This is a genomic window from Paraburkholderia sp. GAS206C (assembly GCF_050435645.1).
In the GTDB taxonomy this organism is placed as follows: Bacteria; Pseudomonadota; Gammaproteobacteria; order Burkholderiales; family Burkholderiaceae; genus Paraburkholderia; species Paraburkholderia phenazinium_B.
Map to the genome: position 1 here is coordinate 308,783 of NZ_JBNDKR010000007.1, position 14,337 is coordinate 323,119.

General features: G+C 61.0%; 14 protein-coding genes. All 14 read left to right on the forward strand.

Annotated features, from left to right (window positions below):
• Window positions 1-4 precede the first annotated feature (4 nt).
• The 14 genes from P3T20_RS21135 to atpG all read left to right on the forward strand — a co-directional run bounded on the left by P3T20_RS21135 (window position 5) and on the right by atpG (window position 14,328).
• Window positions 5-1,789, forward strand: a complete 1,785-nt coding sequence (locus tag P3T20_RS21135) for an ABC transporter permease subunit (RefSeq protein WP_429287705.1) — start codon at window positions 5-7, stop codon at window positions 1,787-1,789.
• Between the two features lie 11 nt (window positions 1,790-1,800).
• Window positions 1,801-2,553: an ABC transporter ATP-binding protein gene (locus P3T20_RS21140; RefSeq protein WP_429287815.1), complete on the forward strand. Its 753-nt coding sequence runs from the start codon at window positions 1,801-1,803 to the stop codon at window positions 2,551-2,553.
• 174 nt (window positions 2,554-2,727) lie between these two features.
• On the forward strand, window positions 2,728-4,695 hold the full coding sequence (mnmG, locus tag P3T20_RS21145) for a tRNA uridine-5-carboxymethylaminomethyl(34) synthesis enzyme MnmG (protein ID WP_074262945.1): 1,968 nt from the start codon (window positions 2,728-2,730) through the stop codon (window positions 4,693-4,695).
• A complete protein-coding gene (gene rsmG / locus P3T20_RS21150; RefSeq protein ID WP_429287706.1) occupies window positions 4,692-5,387 on the forward strand; it encodes a 16S rRNA (guanine(527)-N(7))-methyltransferase RsmG in 696 nt (231 codons plus the stop codon). The genes mnmG and rsmG overlap by 4 nt, the downstream gene beginning before the upstream one ends.
• A gap of 63 nt (window positions 5,388-5,450) precedes the next feature.
• Complete coding sequence (locus P3T20_RS21155; protein WP_074262943.1) at window positions 5,451-6,221, forward strand: ParA family protein; 771 nt, start codon at window positions 5,451-5,453, stop codon at window positions 6,219-6,221.
• 38 nt (window positions 6,222-6,259) lie between these two features.
• Entirely contained in the window at window positions 6,260-7,147 is an 888-nt protein-coding gene (locus tag P3T20_RS21160; protein ID WP_074262942.1) for a ParB/RepB/Spo0J family partition protein, read from the forward strand.
• Window positions 7,148-7,205: 58 nt separating this feature from the next.
• Window positions 7,206-8,312: an SLC13 family permease gene (locus P3T20_RS21165; RefSeq protein WP_429287816.1), complete on the forward strand. Its 1,107-nt coding sequence runs from the start codon at window positions 7,206-7,208 to the stop codon at window positions 8,310-8,312.
• Window positions 8,313-8,592: 280 nt separating this feature from the next.
• Window positions 8,593-9,135 carry an ATP synthase subunit I gene (locus P3T20_RS21170; protein WP_074262941.1) on the forward strand — a complete coding sequence of 181 codons (543 nt, stop codon included), beginning with the start codon at window positions 8,593-8,595 and terminating at the stop codon, window positions 9,133-9,135.
• 154 nt (window positions 9,136-9,289) lie between these two features.
• Entirely contained in the window at window positions 9,290-10,141 is an 852-nt protein-coding gene (atpB, locus tag P3T20_RS21175; RefSeq protein ID WP_074265883.1) for a F0F1 ATP synthase subunit A, read from the forward strand.
• A 94-nt stretch (window positions 10,142-10,235) separates the two neighbouring features.
• Complete coding sequence (gene atpE / locus P3T20_RS21180; protein ID WP_007180033.1) at window positions 10,236-10,505, forward strand: F0F1 ATP synthase subunit C; 270 nt, start codon at window positions 10,236-10,238, stop codon at window positions 10,503-10,505.
• Between the two features lie 137 nt (window positions 10,506-10,642).
• Window positions 10,643-11,113 (forward strand): F0F1 ATP synthase subunit B, encoded by a 471-nt coding sequence (locus P3T20_RS21185; protein WP_074262940.1) that lies wholly within the window; start codon window positions 10,643-10,645, stop codon window positions 11,111-11,113.
• A 2-nt stretch (window positions 11,114-11,115) separates the two neighbouring features.
• Window positions 11,116-11,655 carry a F0F1 ATP synthase subunit delta gene (locus P3T20_RS21190; protein WP_074262939.1) on the forward strand — a complete coding sequence of 180 codons (540 nt, stop codon included), beginning with the start codon at window positions 11,116-11,118 and terminating at the stop codon, window positions 11,653-11,655.
• Between the two features lie 58 nt (window positions 11,656-11,713).
• A complete protein-coding gene (gene atpA, locus P3T20_RS21195) occupies window positions 11,714-13,255 on the forward strand; it encodes a F0F1 ATP synthase subunit alpha (protein WP_429287707.1) in 1,542 nt (513 codons plus the stop codon).
• Window positions 13,256-13,443: 188 nt separating this feature from the next.
• Window positions 13,444-14,328: a F0F1 ATP synthase subunit gamma gene (gene atpG, locus P3T20_RS21200; protein WP_074262937.1), complete on the forward strand. Its 885-nt coding sequence runs from the start codon at window positions 13,444-13,446 to the stop codon at window positions 14,326-14,328.
• Window positions 14,329-14,337 lie beyond the last annotated feature (9 nt).

Here is a 14,337-nt window from a genome sequence, read left to right on the forward strand (position 1 = left end):
CACGATGAAACGTACCATGCGCAGCGCGCTCTTCGGGCTGTTCCTCGTGGTGATCTTCGCGCTACCGGTGCTGCCGCAGCCGGTGCATCTGCCAGAGTACTGGGTGACGCTGCTCAACTACATCGGGCTGTATGCGATCGTGGCGATCGGTCTGGTGCTGCTAACAGGCGTTGGTGGAATGACGAGCTTCGGGCAGGCGGCGTTTGTCGGCGTAGGGGCGTATGCCACCGCATTCCTGACTACGCAGTACGGCGTGTCGCCGTGGCTCGCGCTGATCGTGGGCGTGGTGTTGACCGCGTTGATTGCGCTGATCCTCGGTGCGGTGACGATGCGGCTTTCAGGGCACTTCCTGCCGCTCGGTACGATTGCGTGGGGTTTGGCGCTGTTCTATCTGTTTGGCAATCTCGACATTCTCGGCAAATACGACGGCATCAATGGCATTCCGGCGCTCAACGTGCTCGGTATCAGCCTCGAGTCGGGGCGGCATATCTACTACCTGATCTGGCTGGTGGTGCTTGGAGCGGTCGTCTCCGTTCAGAACCTGCTTAATAGCCGCCCGGGACGAGCGATTCGAGCGCTGCGGGGCGGCGGGGCGATGGCCGAGGCGATGGGCGTCAATACCGCGTGGATGCGGGTGGTGATCTTTATTTATGCCGCCGTGCTGGCGTCCATCTCCGGTTTTCTCTACGCGCATCTGCAGCGTGCGGTGAATCCGACGCCATTCGGCTTGAACCACGGCATCGAGTTTCTTTTCATGGCGGTTGTGGGTGGCGTCTCGCATGTTTGGGGAGCGGTGCTCGGAGCGGCGATCCTGACGGTCCTGCAGGACTATTTGCAGACGCTGCTGCCGAAGCTATTGGGCGAAAGCGGCAATTTCGAAGTGATCGTGTTTGGTGTGCTGATGGTGTTGCTGCTGCAGCACGCGCGGCAGGGCGTCTGGCCGCTGGTGGCGCGCCTGTTTCCGCGCGGACCGCAGGCTCATGTGCCAGAGCAGGCGGAGCCATTGCCGCAGCGCAGCAAACCGGCGGCCGGCGAAACGCTCCTGAATGTGGATAAGGCGCGCAAAGAGTTCGGTGGACTAGTTGCGGTGAACGATGTCAGCTTCGAGGTTAAGGCGGGTGAAATCATCGGGTTGATCGGACCGAACGGTGCAGGCAAGTCGACCACCTTCAATCTGGTGACCGGCGCGCTGCGGGCGACTCGCGGTGAGATCACTTTCCGGGGCGAACGGATCGATGCTCTCCCCTCACGTCAGATCGTCAAACGCGGAATTGGCCGTACATTTCAGCACGTCAAGCTGTTGCCGGGTATGAGCGTGCTCGAGAACGTGGCGATCGGCGCACACCTGCGCGGTCACGCCGGCGTGTGGCGCAGCGTTGTCAGGCTGAATGGCGCGGAAGAAGGGCGGCTGATGGCGGAAGCGGCGCAGCAGATCCGTCGGGTGGGGCTGGAACAGCATATGTATGACGAGGCGGGTAGCCTGGCGCTCGGTCAGCAGCGAATTCTCGAAATTGCCCGCGCGCTGTGCTGCGATCCCACGCTGCTGCTACTCGATGAGCCGGCTGCAGGCCTGCGTTACCAGGAAAAGCAGCAACTCGCCGACCTGCTGCGCAAGCTCAAGGCAGAGGGGATGAGCGTGCTGCTGGTCGAGCATGACATGGATTTCGTCATGAATCTGACCGATCGGCTGATCGTGATGGAGTTCGGGATGCGGATCGCCGAAGGGCTGCCGGAAGATGTGCAAAAGGATCCGGCGGTGCACGAAGCGTACCTGGGCGGGGTGGACTGATGAGAACGATGATGAATTCCGCTGTGCCGATTCTGGACGTGGAGGGCGTATCGGTCCGCTACGGTAAGGTCGAAGCGCTGCATGACGTCGGCATCAAGGTGCGGCCGGGGCAGATCGTTTCAGTGATCGGTCCGAATGGTGCGGGTAAGTCGACGTTACTCAACGCGATTATGGGTGCGCTGCCGGTGAGCGGTCGCGCGAAGGGCGGGATCCTTTATCACAATGAGGATATCAGCGCGGTGCCGGTCGAAAAGCGGGTGGCGCGAGGCATGTGTCTCGTCCCGGAAAAGCGCGAGCTGTTTGCGACGATGAGCGTGGAAGACAACCTGGTGCTGGGCGCCTACCGGCGCAAGCGGGCGGGCGAACGTGGTTATCTGGATCAGCTTGAGCCCGTCTTTACTTTGTTTCCACGGTTGAAGGAGCGTCGCAAGCAGGGGGCCGGCACCTTGTCCGGTGGCGAGCGGCAGATGCTCGCGGTAGGGCGCGCGTTGATGGGCAAGCCGGAATTGCTGATGCTGGACGAACCTAGCCTCGGTCTCGCACCGCTGATCGTGAAGGAGATTTTTCACATCATCAGCGCGTTGCGTCAGACAGGTGTGGCGATATTGCTGGTCGAGCAGAATGCACGGGCGGCGCTGCAGATTTCCGACTACGGCTACGTGTTGGAGACCGGCGAACTGGCGATCGAGGGACCTGCTGCCGATCTGGCTCAGAATCCACGGGTGATCGAAACGTATCTTGGTTTGACGAAGAGAGTGGCCTAAAGCGTTTCCTATCAATGGTTTGAGCGGTATCGGGCGGTGTGTTTCACGTGAAACACACCGCTTTTTTTATACCTTGGCCATTCGGACGAAATTCGGGCCAAAAGCGAACCCGCTATAATTCGCCCATACATTTTCCTTAGAAGGTTCACGCGGTGTCCCGGCGTGAGATCCGCGATGCTTTATCCCACAGAATTTGACGTAATTGTCGTTGGCGGCGGTCATGCCGGCACCGAAGCCGCTTTGGCTTCGGCGCGCATGGGCAACAAGACGCTCCTGCTGACGCACAACATCGAAACGCTCGGACAGATGAGCTGCAATCCGTCGATTGGCGGCATTGGTAAGGGCCATCTCGTGAAGGAAGTCGACGCACTCGGCGGCGCGATGGCCGCAGCCACGGACGAGGGCGGCATCCAGTTCCGCATCCTGAATTCATCGAAGGGTCCTGCCGTGCGGGCTACGCGCGCCCAGGCCGACCGTCTGCTTTACAAGCAGGCCATCCGGCATCGGCTCGAGAACCAGCCGAATCTCTGGCTATTCCAGCAGGCAGTGGACGACCTGATGGTCGAAGGGGACCGGGTAGTCGGCGCGGTGACGCAGGTCGGAATTCGCTTCCGCTCGCGCGCTGTCGTGCTGACGGCTGGGACGTTCCTGGACGGCAAGATTCATGTGGGCTTGAACAACTACACCGGTGGCCGCGCGGGCGATCCGGCGGCGGTGTCGTTATCGGCGCGTCTTAAAGAGCTCAAGCTCCCGCAGGGCCGACTGAAGACGGGTACGCCGCCGCGTATCGATGGTCGCACGATCGATTTTTCGAAGCTCGAAGAGCAACCGGGTGATCTCGATCCGGTGCCGGTGTTCTCGTTTCTTGGCCGCGTTGAACAGCATCCGCGCCAGGTGCCGTGTTGGGTGACGCATACCAACGAGCGCACGCATGACATCATCCGCGGCGGGCTCGACCGGTCGCCAATGTACACGGGCGTCATCGAAGGGGTGGGGCCGCGCTATTGCCCGTCGATCGAGGACAAGATTCACCGTTTCGCGTCGAAAGAATCGCACCAGATTTTCCTTGAACCGGAAGGTCTGACGACCAACGAGTTTTATCCGAACGGGATTTCCACCAGCCTGCCGTTTGACGTGCAACTGGACCTGGTACGTTCGATGGTTGGCCTTGAGCACGCGCACATCCTGCGTCCGGGTTACGCGATCGAGTACGATTATTTTGATCCGCGCGGGCTGAAGGCGTCGCTGGAGACGAAGGTTATCAACGGGCTGTTCTTCGCCGGTCAGATCAATGGAACGACCGGGTATGAAGAGGCCGCCGCGCAAGGTCTGCTGGCTGGGATCAACGCGGGGCTGCACGTGCAGGGCAGAGATGCGTGGTGCCCGCGCCGCGATCAGGCTTACCTGGGCGTGCTGGTCGACGATCTGGTGACGCGAGGCGTGTCGGAGCCGTACCGGATGTTCACGAGCCGTGCCGAGTATCGTCTGAGTCTGCGCGAAGACAATGCGGATATGCGTCTGACGGAGGTCGGTCGTGAGTTGGGCGTCGTCGACGACGCTCGCTGGGACGCATTCAGCCGCAAACGCGAGGCTGTTTCACGTGAAACAGAGCGCCTGCGCACGACCTGGGTGAATCCCAAGACGCTGTCCGCGGACGAAGCCACTGCCTTGCTCGGCAAGCCGATCGACCACGAGTACAGCCTCGCCGATCTGCTGCGCCGTCCAGGCGTGACGTACGACGGCGTGTGTGGCTTGCGCGAAGGTGCTTGCGCACCGGCCGAGATCCTTGCCGATGACGACGTCTTGCTGGCTCAGATCAAGGAGCAGATCGAGATCGGCATCAAATATCAGGGTTATATCGAGCGTCAGGCTGGAGAAATCGAGCGCAACGAGTCGCACGAAAACACGCGTCTGCCCGACGGGTTGGACTATGCCGAAGTGCGTGGCTTGTCATTCGAAGCGCGCCAGAAGTTGACGCAGTTCCGTCCGGAGACGATCGGCCAGGCATCGCGCATCTCAGGTATCACGCCAGCGGCGATCTCGTTGCTGATGGTTCACCTGAAGCGCGGCCTCGGACGTCGCTCGACCAAGCCAGCCGGAGCCGCCGATAGCGGCACCGACTCCACGCCGGTGACGCAATGACGGCACGGCAGAAGGGGTTTGGCGGCGCGGACAGCAGGGAAGCATTGGCCGCATTGCTTGACGAGGGCGTCAAGGAGCTGGGCCTTGACCTGAGCGACGTCCAGCTCGGCAAACTGCTCGACTACGTTGCCTTGCTTGCCAAGTGGAACGCCGTGTACAACCTCACGGCCATCCGCGATCCGCGGCAGATGCTGATCCAGCACATTCTGGACTCGCTTTCGATCGTGCCGCACCTTTCCGGGCTCGGCCCATCTTCTGCACTCGATGTCGGCTCCGGCGGCGGTCTGCCAGGTATCGTGCTGGCCATCGTCTTGCCCGACTGGACCGTCACGCTCAATGACATCGTCCATAAAAAGACCGCATTCCAGGCGCAGGCTAAGGCGGAGCTCGGGCTCGCCAACCTGTCGGTGGTGACCGGCCGTGTCGAAACGCTGAAGCCTGGCGTGGAAGTACCGGCAAAGTTTGATGTAATCGTCTCGCGCGCATTCGCAGAGCTCGCGGATTTCGTTACACTGGCCCGTCATCTGGTAGCGGAGCAGGGCGCGATCTGGGCCATGAAGGGTGTTCGACCCGACGGCGAGATCGAACGGCTGCCCGCGGGCTCCCACGCAAAGCAGATCATCCGGCTCAAGGTGCCGTCGCTCGATGCCGAGCGCCACCTCGTCGAGGTGAGACTGGATCCCGCTGGTTAGCCCCGCGAACCGGGCATAAGCGCATTCCAATTTATCCAGGCAGCAAAAAGGGACACACCAACGATGGCAAAAATCTTCTGCGTTGCGAACCAGAAGGGTGGCGTCGGCAAGACGACGACAGCAGTCAATCTCGCCGCGAGCCTCGCATCGCAGGGACAGCGTGTTCTGCTCATCGATCTGGATCCGCAGGGCAACGCCACGATGGGTAGCGGTGTCGACAAGGCTGCCTGCACCAATACCATTTACGAGGTGCTGGTGGACGGAGTGTCGGTTGCAGATGCACGGGTGCGGCCTGAAGCGGTTTCGTACGATGTCGTGCCGGCTAACCGCGAACTGGCAGGTGCGGAAGTCGAACTGGTGAGTGTGCAAAATCGCGAGCGTCAATTAAAGGACGCGCTGGCGCCGGTACAGGACGAGTACGACTTCGTGCTGATCGACTGTCCGCCGGCCTTGTCGTTGCTGACGCTCAACGGGCTGTGTGCGGCGCACGGCGTGGTGATCCCGATGCAGTGCGAGTACTTCGCGCTCGAAGGGCTCTCGGACCTCGTCAATACGATCAAGCAGGTTCACGCAAACCTGAATCGCGACCTGAAGGTGATCGGCCTGCTGCGCGTGATGTTCGATCCGCGCATCACGCTGCAACAACAGGTTTCCGACCAGTTGAAAGCGCATTTCGGCGACAAGGTATTTGACGTCGTCATTCCGCGCAACGTGCGTCTGGCCGAGGCGCCCAGCTACGGGTTGCCGGGTGTGGTGTTCGACCGGGCCTCACGTGGCGCACAGGCGTACGTGCAATTCGGCGCGGAAATGATTGAACGGGTGCGCGCGATCTGACGCGTGACCATGCATCCCAAGCTGATCGAGGAAGCACGATGAATGCAGTAGCAAGAAAGAAGGGATTGGGTCGCGGGCTGGAAGCGCTGCTCGGCGGCAGTGCGGATATTACCGAGGCGGTGAAGATCGAGGGCGCGCCTAACGTGTTGCCGCTCGGCAAGCTGCAGGCCGGCAAGTATCAGCCGCGTACGCGCATGGACGAAGGCGCGCTGCAGGAACTCGCGGCCAGCATCCGCGCGCAGGGCGTGATGCAACCGATCCTCGTGCGCCCGGTGTCAGCGGACAAATACGAAATCATCGCCGGCGAACGGCGCTTCCGCGCCGCACGGCTGGCTGGTCTGGACGAAGTGCCGGTACTGGTGCGCGATGTACCCGATCAGGCCGCCGCCGCGATGGCGCTGATCGAAAATATCCAGCGTGAAGACCTGAATCCGCTGGAAGAGGCGCAGGGCATCCAGCGTCTGCTCGACGAATTCAACTTTACGCACGAGCAGGCGGCTGAGTCGGTGGGGCGCTCGCGCAGCGCGGTGTCGAATCTGCTGCGTCTGTTGAACCTGGCCGCGCCGGTGCAGACAATGCTGCTTGCCGGCGATCTCGATATGGGCCACGCCCGCGCGTTGCTGGCAGTGGACGCCGCTACGCAGATCACGCTGGCCAACCAGGTGGTCAACAAGCGCATGTCGGTGCGTGAGACCGAGAAGCTGGTGACCACCACGACGAAAGCGGCGCCGGCGGTAAAGGCAAAGGCGAACAACGACGGTGGCCGCGATACGCGCCGCCTCGAAGAAGAGTTGTCGGATCTGCTGGCTTCGACGGTCAAGATCAAGCTCGGCCGCCGGGGACGCGGCCAGGTGCTGGTGGAGTTCGGTGACCTCGACGCACTCGAAGGTATTCTTGCCCGCCTGCGCGGCAACGCGACCGCGTGAGCGATCAATAGCTTTGACCTCGGCCGAACGCCCGACCAAAACCGCCAGTAGCAATCCGCTGCACAAGCTGATCGCCCTCGCGACGAAAGAGCCGGTTCTATCGGTTCTGGTCGTCGCGTTGGTCGCGCTGCAGTGTCTGCACCCGCGCCCGTGGCTTTCGCTGCCGGGGCTCGTCGACTGGCAGACCGTCCTGACGCTGGCGGGGCTTCTGATCCTGACCAAGGCCATCGAATTATCAGGATTCCTGATTTGGATGGCGCACCGCGTGGTCCATTACATCCATTCGGAGCGCGGTCTGGCGTTTTTGCTGATCGGACTCGCGGCTGCGCTCTCGACGCTGTTGACCAATGACGTGGCTTTGTTTGTGGTTGTGCCGCTCACCTTGTCACTGCATGAGCTCACGCCGCTGCCGCTCAAGCGCCTTGTGATTTTTATCGCGTTGTCGGTGAACGCAGGTTCTATCCTGACGCCGCTCGGCAATCCGCAGAACCTGTTTCTCTGGCAGACCAGTGGGGCCTCCTTCGGCGGCTTCGTTGCGGCCTTGGCTCCATTGTGTGCCGCGTTGATGGCGATGCTTTACGTGCTGGCGGCGTTCAGCTTTCGCGGCAAGGCGCTGGATCTGTCGAAAGACGCCGGTGCCTACGACGTCGACCGGCGCCTGCTCGGGGTCGCGGCCGTGCTGTTCGTCGCATTCGTGTTGTTGGCCGACACGCATCATGCGGGCATCGGATTGGCGGGCATCATGGCCGGCTTCCTGCTCTGGCGCCGCGAGATCGTCCTCAAGATCGACTGGCTGCTGCTGCTGATCTTCGTGTTCATGTTCATCGTGCTGCGTAGTGTGGCCGCGCTACCGTGGGTACACCAGTTCGTCGGCCAACTAGGTCTCGCGACGACGCTGCGCGCTTTTGCCGCAGGGGCGATTCTGTCGCAAGGCATCAGCAACGTTCCAGCAGCCATCATGCTCGCCGAGTTCACCAAGGACTGGCGTGCGCTCGCATACGGCGTCAGCGTAGGCGGCTTCGGTTTCGCGATCGGCTCGCTGGCGAATCTGATTGCAGTGCGTCTGTCGAAACAGCGCGGTATGTGGCTGCCGTTTCATCTCTATGCCATACCCTTCTGGCTCGCTGCCGGAGCAGTAGGTGGCTGGCTTCTGTTGCATATTTGATACGGACGCCATGACGTCCACATGGTAGCCAAAGCACCGCCAATCAGCGCAATTCAAGCCGCATTTTTCGTGGCCCCCCGACAGCCTTACAGTTGGAGTCGTCCTACCTCCGAAGCGCCATTTCCCGCATCATGGCGGGCCGTTTCACGCGCTTTATTGAAAGGCCTAAAGTCTTGAATTGCCTGCAACTATCGCTTACAATCGCCCGGATTTAATTGCACGACAACCCCGTAATCTTCACGTAAGCTGACGGGCGGCACGAGACTTCCGGAATACTGCGATGGCGCTTAAAACGTCGAATCAAGCGCCCCAAAATCGGCGCGACGAAGGCCGCGCAGAACGCACGTTTTCCGCCACGTCCGGCCAGCACGTTACGCATGACGACGCGTGGGATGCCGAGCAGCAAGATAACAATATCGTTCCGCTCACGCGGGCTGAAGCAGAGAAGCTGTTCGGTCCGAATGTGAGTCGTCCATCGCGCGTCACGCCGTTCAAGGTCGTGGCGGCGCAAATGGTTTTGTCCCTGGGTGCTACGCTGGTGTGGTGGCTGTTCTACAAGCCGCCGGGCGCTGCTGCGCTGTCCGCGTTCCTGGGGGGAGCGATCTGCTGGGTGCCGGGCGCGATGTTCGCGGCACGCCTTAGAACACTGAGCGGCGCCGAAACAGTCATGAGCTGGATGATCGGCGAAGCGCTCAAGATGGGGACAACGATCGCGATGTTTGTAGCCATCGCTTTCTGGTATCACGACGTACGCTGGGTGCCGCTGCTCGTGACTTACCTCATTGCATTGAAGACATACTGGATCGCGCTTGCCTGGCGGTGAGCGGTGAAGTAACGCAAAAAATACTGGCTGGCGCGCGGCGCCGGCAAAAAGGCGCGCGGGTATGACATGACCTGCGCCGGCGTGTTCCCGCAATAGAGTGTTGCGGCGGGAACAGCCCGAACTGATTTTCGACAATTTGGGTGGCATTAACGATATGGCAGCTAGCGAAGGAACGCGCGCGATGGATCCGTCCGAGTACATCGCGCACCACTTGCAGAACTTCTCCACCGCGCACCAGACGTCGATTTTCGATATTCACGTCTGGAATCTGGACACCCTGTTCTGGTCGATCGTTTGCGGTCTGGCCACGATCTTCATCCTGCATCTCGCTGCACGTAAAGCGACCGCCGGCGTGCCGGGTCGTTTCCAGTGCGCTATCGAGATGCTGGTCGAGATGGTCGAAGATCAGTCCAAGTCGATGATCCACGGCAGCCGCACCTTCATTGCGCCGCTCGCACTGTTCGTGTTCGTCTGGGTTGCCCTGATGAACTCGCTCGACTTCATCCCCGTCGACCTGCCGGGCCGCGTGATCGGCTGGCTTGGTCTTTCGCAAGTCATCCCGCACCACCGCATCGTGCCGACGGCCGACCTGAACGGCACCATCGGCATCGCGCTCGGCGTGTTCGTGCTGATGATTTACTACAACTTCAAGATCAAGGGCGCCGGCGGCTTCGTTCATGAACTGCTGTCCGCTCCGTTCGGCGCGCATCCGCTGCTGTGGATCCCGAACCTGGCACTGAACATCATCGAGTTCGTCGCAAAGACGGTTTCCCTCGGCATGCGGCTGTTCGGCAACATGTACGCGGGCGAACTGCTGTTCCTGCTGATTGCTCTCTTGGGCAGCATCTGGAGCTTCGGCGCGGACACGACGGTGCTTGGCTTCATCGGCCACGTGATCGCCGGCAGCGTGTGGGCAATCTTCCACATTCTGATCGTGCTGCTGCAGGCGTTCATTTTCATGATGCTGACGCTGGTGTACCTCGGCCAGGCACACGATACGCACTAACCTGCGCTGTCGAACAACGAATTGCCTTAGCTTTTTAGTTTTTTAAATCCTAGTTCCAACCAGTTCCAAAAAGACTTTTCACAAAGGAGTGATCATGCAAGCTTTCATCGCCAACATCCAGGGTCTGACCGCCATCGGTATCGGCATCATCATCGGCCTGGGTGCAATCGGCGCCTGTATCGGTATCGGCCTGATGGGCGGCAAGTACATTGAGGCATGCGCTCGTCAGCCGGAACTGATGAACCCGCTGCAAACCAAGATGTTCCTGCTGGCTGGTCTGATCGACGCGGCGTTCCTGATTGGCGTTGGTGTGGCAATGCTGTTTGCGTTCGCGAACCCGCTGCTGTCGAAGCTGGCAGGCTGAGGTTCCTCGGAAGTTTGCGCCTGAGCTATAACTGGTGAAGGCGCAGGGCGGAACGGGCACTTGGCGCTGATCGAATACAGAATCGATGAGCGCCTTGCCGTTTCACTTTCCGAACTAGCAACGTTTAAGGAAACACCGTGAATCTCAACGCAACCCTGTTTGCGCAAATGGTCGTGTTCCTGATCCTCGCGTGGTTCACGATGAAGTTCGTGTGGCCGCCGTTGATCAACGCCCTCGACGAGCGCGCGAAGAAGATCGCCGAAGGTCTGTCTGCTGCTGAGAAGGGCAAGGCAGAACTGGAAGCCGCGCACAAGCGCGTCGACCAGGAACTGGCGCAGGCACGCAACGACGGCCAGCAACGTATTGCTGACGCCGAAAAGCGCGCAGTGACGCTGGCTGACGAAATCAAGGCCCAGGCACAAGCTGAAGCCGCTCGCATCCTCGCGCAAGCGAAGGCGGACGCGGAGCAACAGGTCGTCAAGGCGCGCGAAGCGCTGCGCGGCGAAGTCGCTGCTCTCGCGGTCAAGGGCGCTGAACAGATCCTGAAGCGCGAAGTCGACCAGGCAGCGCATGCTGACCTGCTGAATCAACTGAAAGCCGAGCTCTGATCATGGCCGAACTTGCAACCATCGCCCGTCCGTACGCAGAAGCGTTGTTTGGCGTGGCCGAAGCTGGTGACGTCGCCGCCTGGTCCACGTTCGTGCAGGAGTTGGCACAGGTTGCGCATCTGCCCGAAGTGCTGTCGATCGCCACGAGCCCGAAAGTAAGCCGCGCCCAGGTCAGCGATCTGCTGCTGGCCGCGGTCAAGTCGCCGCTCAAGGACAACGCGCAAGCGAAGAATCTGGTGCAAATGCTGGTGGACAACCACCGTCTGCCGCTGCTGCCGGAAATCGCCACGCAGTTCGAAGAGTTGAAGAACGCGCGCGAAGGAGCGGCTGATGCGTTGATCGTCAGCGCATTCCCGCTCGAAGGCGCGCAGCTGGATGAACTCGTCGCCAGTCTCGAACGCAAGTTCAAGCGCAAGCTGAAGCCGGTGGTCGAGGTCGACTCGTCGCTGATCGGCGGTGTGCGCGTGACAGTCGGCGATGAAGTGCTCGATACCTCGGTCCGCGCGCGGCTTGCCAGCATGCAAACGGCTCTGACGGCCTGAAGCGCCTAAGGCGCTGAAGCGGCTGGCACGCAACAGAATTGACTATCAGGAGCGAATAATGCAACTCAATCCCTCTGAGATCAGCGAGCTGATCAAGAGCCGGATCCAGGGCCTTGAAGCGAGCGCAGACGTTCGCAACCAGGGCACCGTGATCTCCGTGACCGACGGTATCGTGCGTATTCACGGCCTGTCGGAAGTGATGCAGGGCGAAATGCTCGAATTCCCGGGCAACACCTTCGGTCTCGCGCTGAACCTCGAGCGCGACTCGGTCGGCGCCGTGATTCTGGGTGAATACGAACACATTTCGGAAGGCGACATCGTCAAGACGACGGGCCGCATTCTCGAAGTGCCGGTGGGTCCGGAACTGCTCGGCCGCGTGGTCGATGCACTCGGCAACCCGATCGACGGCAAAGGCCCGATCAACGCGAAGAAGACCGACGCAATCGAAAAGATTGCCCCGGGCGTGATCTGGCGTAAGTCGGTGTCGGAGCCGGTCCAGACCGGCCTGAAGTCGATCGACGCCATGGTGCCGGTTGGCCGTGGCCAGCGCGAGCTGATCATTGGCGACCGCCAGTGCGGCAAGACGGCTGTGGCTGTCGACGCGATCATCAACCAGAAGGGCAAGAACCTCTTCTGTATCTACGTCGCGATCGGCCAGAAGGCTTCGTCGATCATGAACGTGGTCCGCAAGCTCGAAGAAACCGGCGCGCTGGAATACACCATCGTGGTCGCTGCTTCGGCTTCGGAATCGGCTGCGATGCAATACCTCGCACCGTACGCCGGCTGCTCGATGGGCGAATACTTCCGCGACCGCGGTCAGGACGCGCTGATCGTTTATGACGACTTGACCAAGCAAGCCTGGGCATACCGTCAGATCTCGCTGCTGCTGCGCCGTCCGCCGGGCCGCGAAGCTTACCCGGGTGACGTGTTCTATCTGCACTCGCGTCTGCTCGAACGTGCGGCTCGCGTCTCGGAAGAGTACGTCGAGAAGTTCACGAACGGTGAAGTGAAGGGCAAGAGCGGTTCGCTGACAGCACTGCCGGTCATTGAAACGCAGGCAGGCGACGTGACCGCCTTCGTTCCGACGAACGTGATCTCGATTACCGACGGCCAGATCTTCCTGGAAACCGACCTCTTCAACGCAGGTATCCGCCCGGCAATTAACGCCGGCGTGTCGGTGTCGCGTGTGGGCGGTGCGGCTCAGACGAAGGTCGTGAAGAAGCTGTCGGGCGGTATCCGTACCGACCTGGCGCAGTATCGTGAGCTGGCTGCGTTCGCGCAGTTCGCGTCGGACCTCGACGAAGCTACCCGCAAGCAGCTGGAACGCGGCCGCCGCGTGACGGAACTGCTCAAGCAGCCGCAGTATCAGCCGCTGCAGGTGTGGGAACTGGCAATCGCGCTGTTCGCTGCGAACAACGGTTACCTCGACGATCTGGAAGTCGCGCAAGTGCTGCCGTTCGAAAAGGGCCTGCGTGATTACCTGAAGTCGAAGCACGCTGACCTGATCAAGCGCATCGAAGACACCAAGGAACTCTCGAAGGACGATGAAGGCCTGCTGCATACGGCCGTCAAAGACTTCAAGAAGTCCGGCGCTTATTGATCCGCGAGTGACCCGCAAGGCATAAACGGACCTTGAAGCGGCGCGGGCCGCATGTGAATGCCCCCGCGCCGCTTCGATCGCTTTGCATGGGACCCGGGTAGCCACTAAAGCGGTAGCTCGGGCCGAAGCTTTGCATGGGACCCGAGTAACCGCTAAAGCGGTAACTCGGGCCGACAAAGGAGCAAGCAATGGCTGGAATGAAGGAAATTCGCGGCAAGATCAAGAGCGTGCAAAACACGCGCAAGATCACGAAAGCGATGGAGATGGTGGCCGCATCGAAGATGCGCCGCGCTCAGGAGCGCATGCGCGCTGCTCGCCCGTACGCCGACAAGGTCCGCGACATCGCTGCGCACATGAGCCGTTCGAACCCTGAGTATCGTCACCCGTTCATGGTGTCGAACGACGGCGCAAAGACGGCCGGCATGATCCTCGTCACGACCGACAAGGGTTTGTGTGGTGGTATGAACACGAACGTGCTGCGCGCCGCACTGCAGAAGTTCAAGGAACTGGAAGGCCAGGGCAAGACGATCGAAGCAACGGCGATCGGCGGCAAGGGCCTCGGTTTTCTGAACCGCCTGCGTGCGAAGGTCGCCTCGAACGTGGTGGCGCTGGGCGACACGCCGCACCTCGAGAAGCTGATCGGCGCGGTGAAAGTGCAGCTCGACATGTACTCGGAAGGCAAGATTTCGGCGGTGTACCTGGCGTACACGCGCTTCGTCAATACGATGAAGCAGGAAGCCGTGATCGAGCAACTGCTGCCGCTGTCGGCAGACCAGTTCGAGCGCAAGGAAGACGAGGGCACGACGCCGAACACGTCGTGGGACTACATCTACGAGCCGGACGCACAGGCGGTGGTGGACGAGTTGCTCGTGCGTTATGTGGAAGCGCTGGTCTATCAGGCCGTCGCGGAAAACATGGCGTCGGAGCAGTCGGCACGGATGGTCGCAATGAAGGCCGCTTCGGACAACGCGAAGACGGTCATCAACGAACTGCAGCTCGTGTACAACAAGAGCCGTCAGGCAGCGATCACGAAAGAACTGTCGGAAATCGTCGGCGGCGCTGCGGCGGTCTGATCATCACGG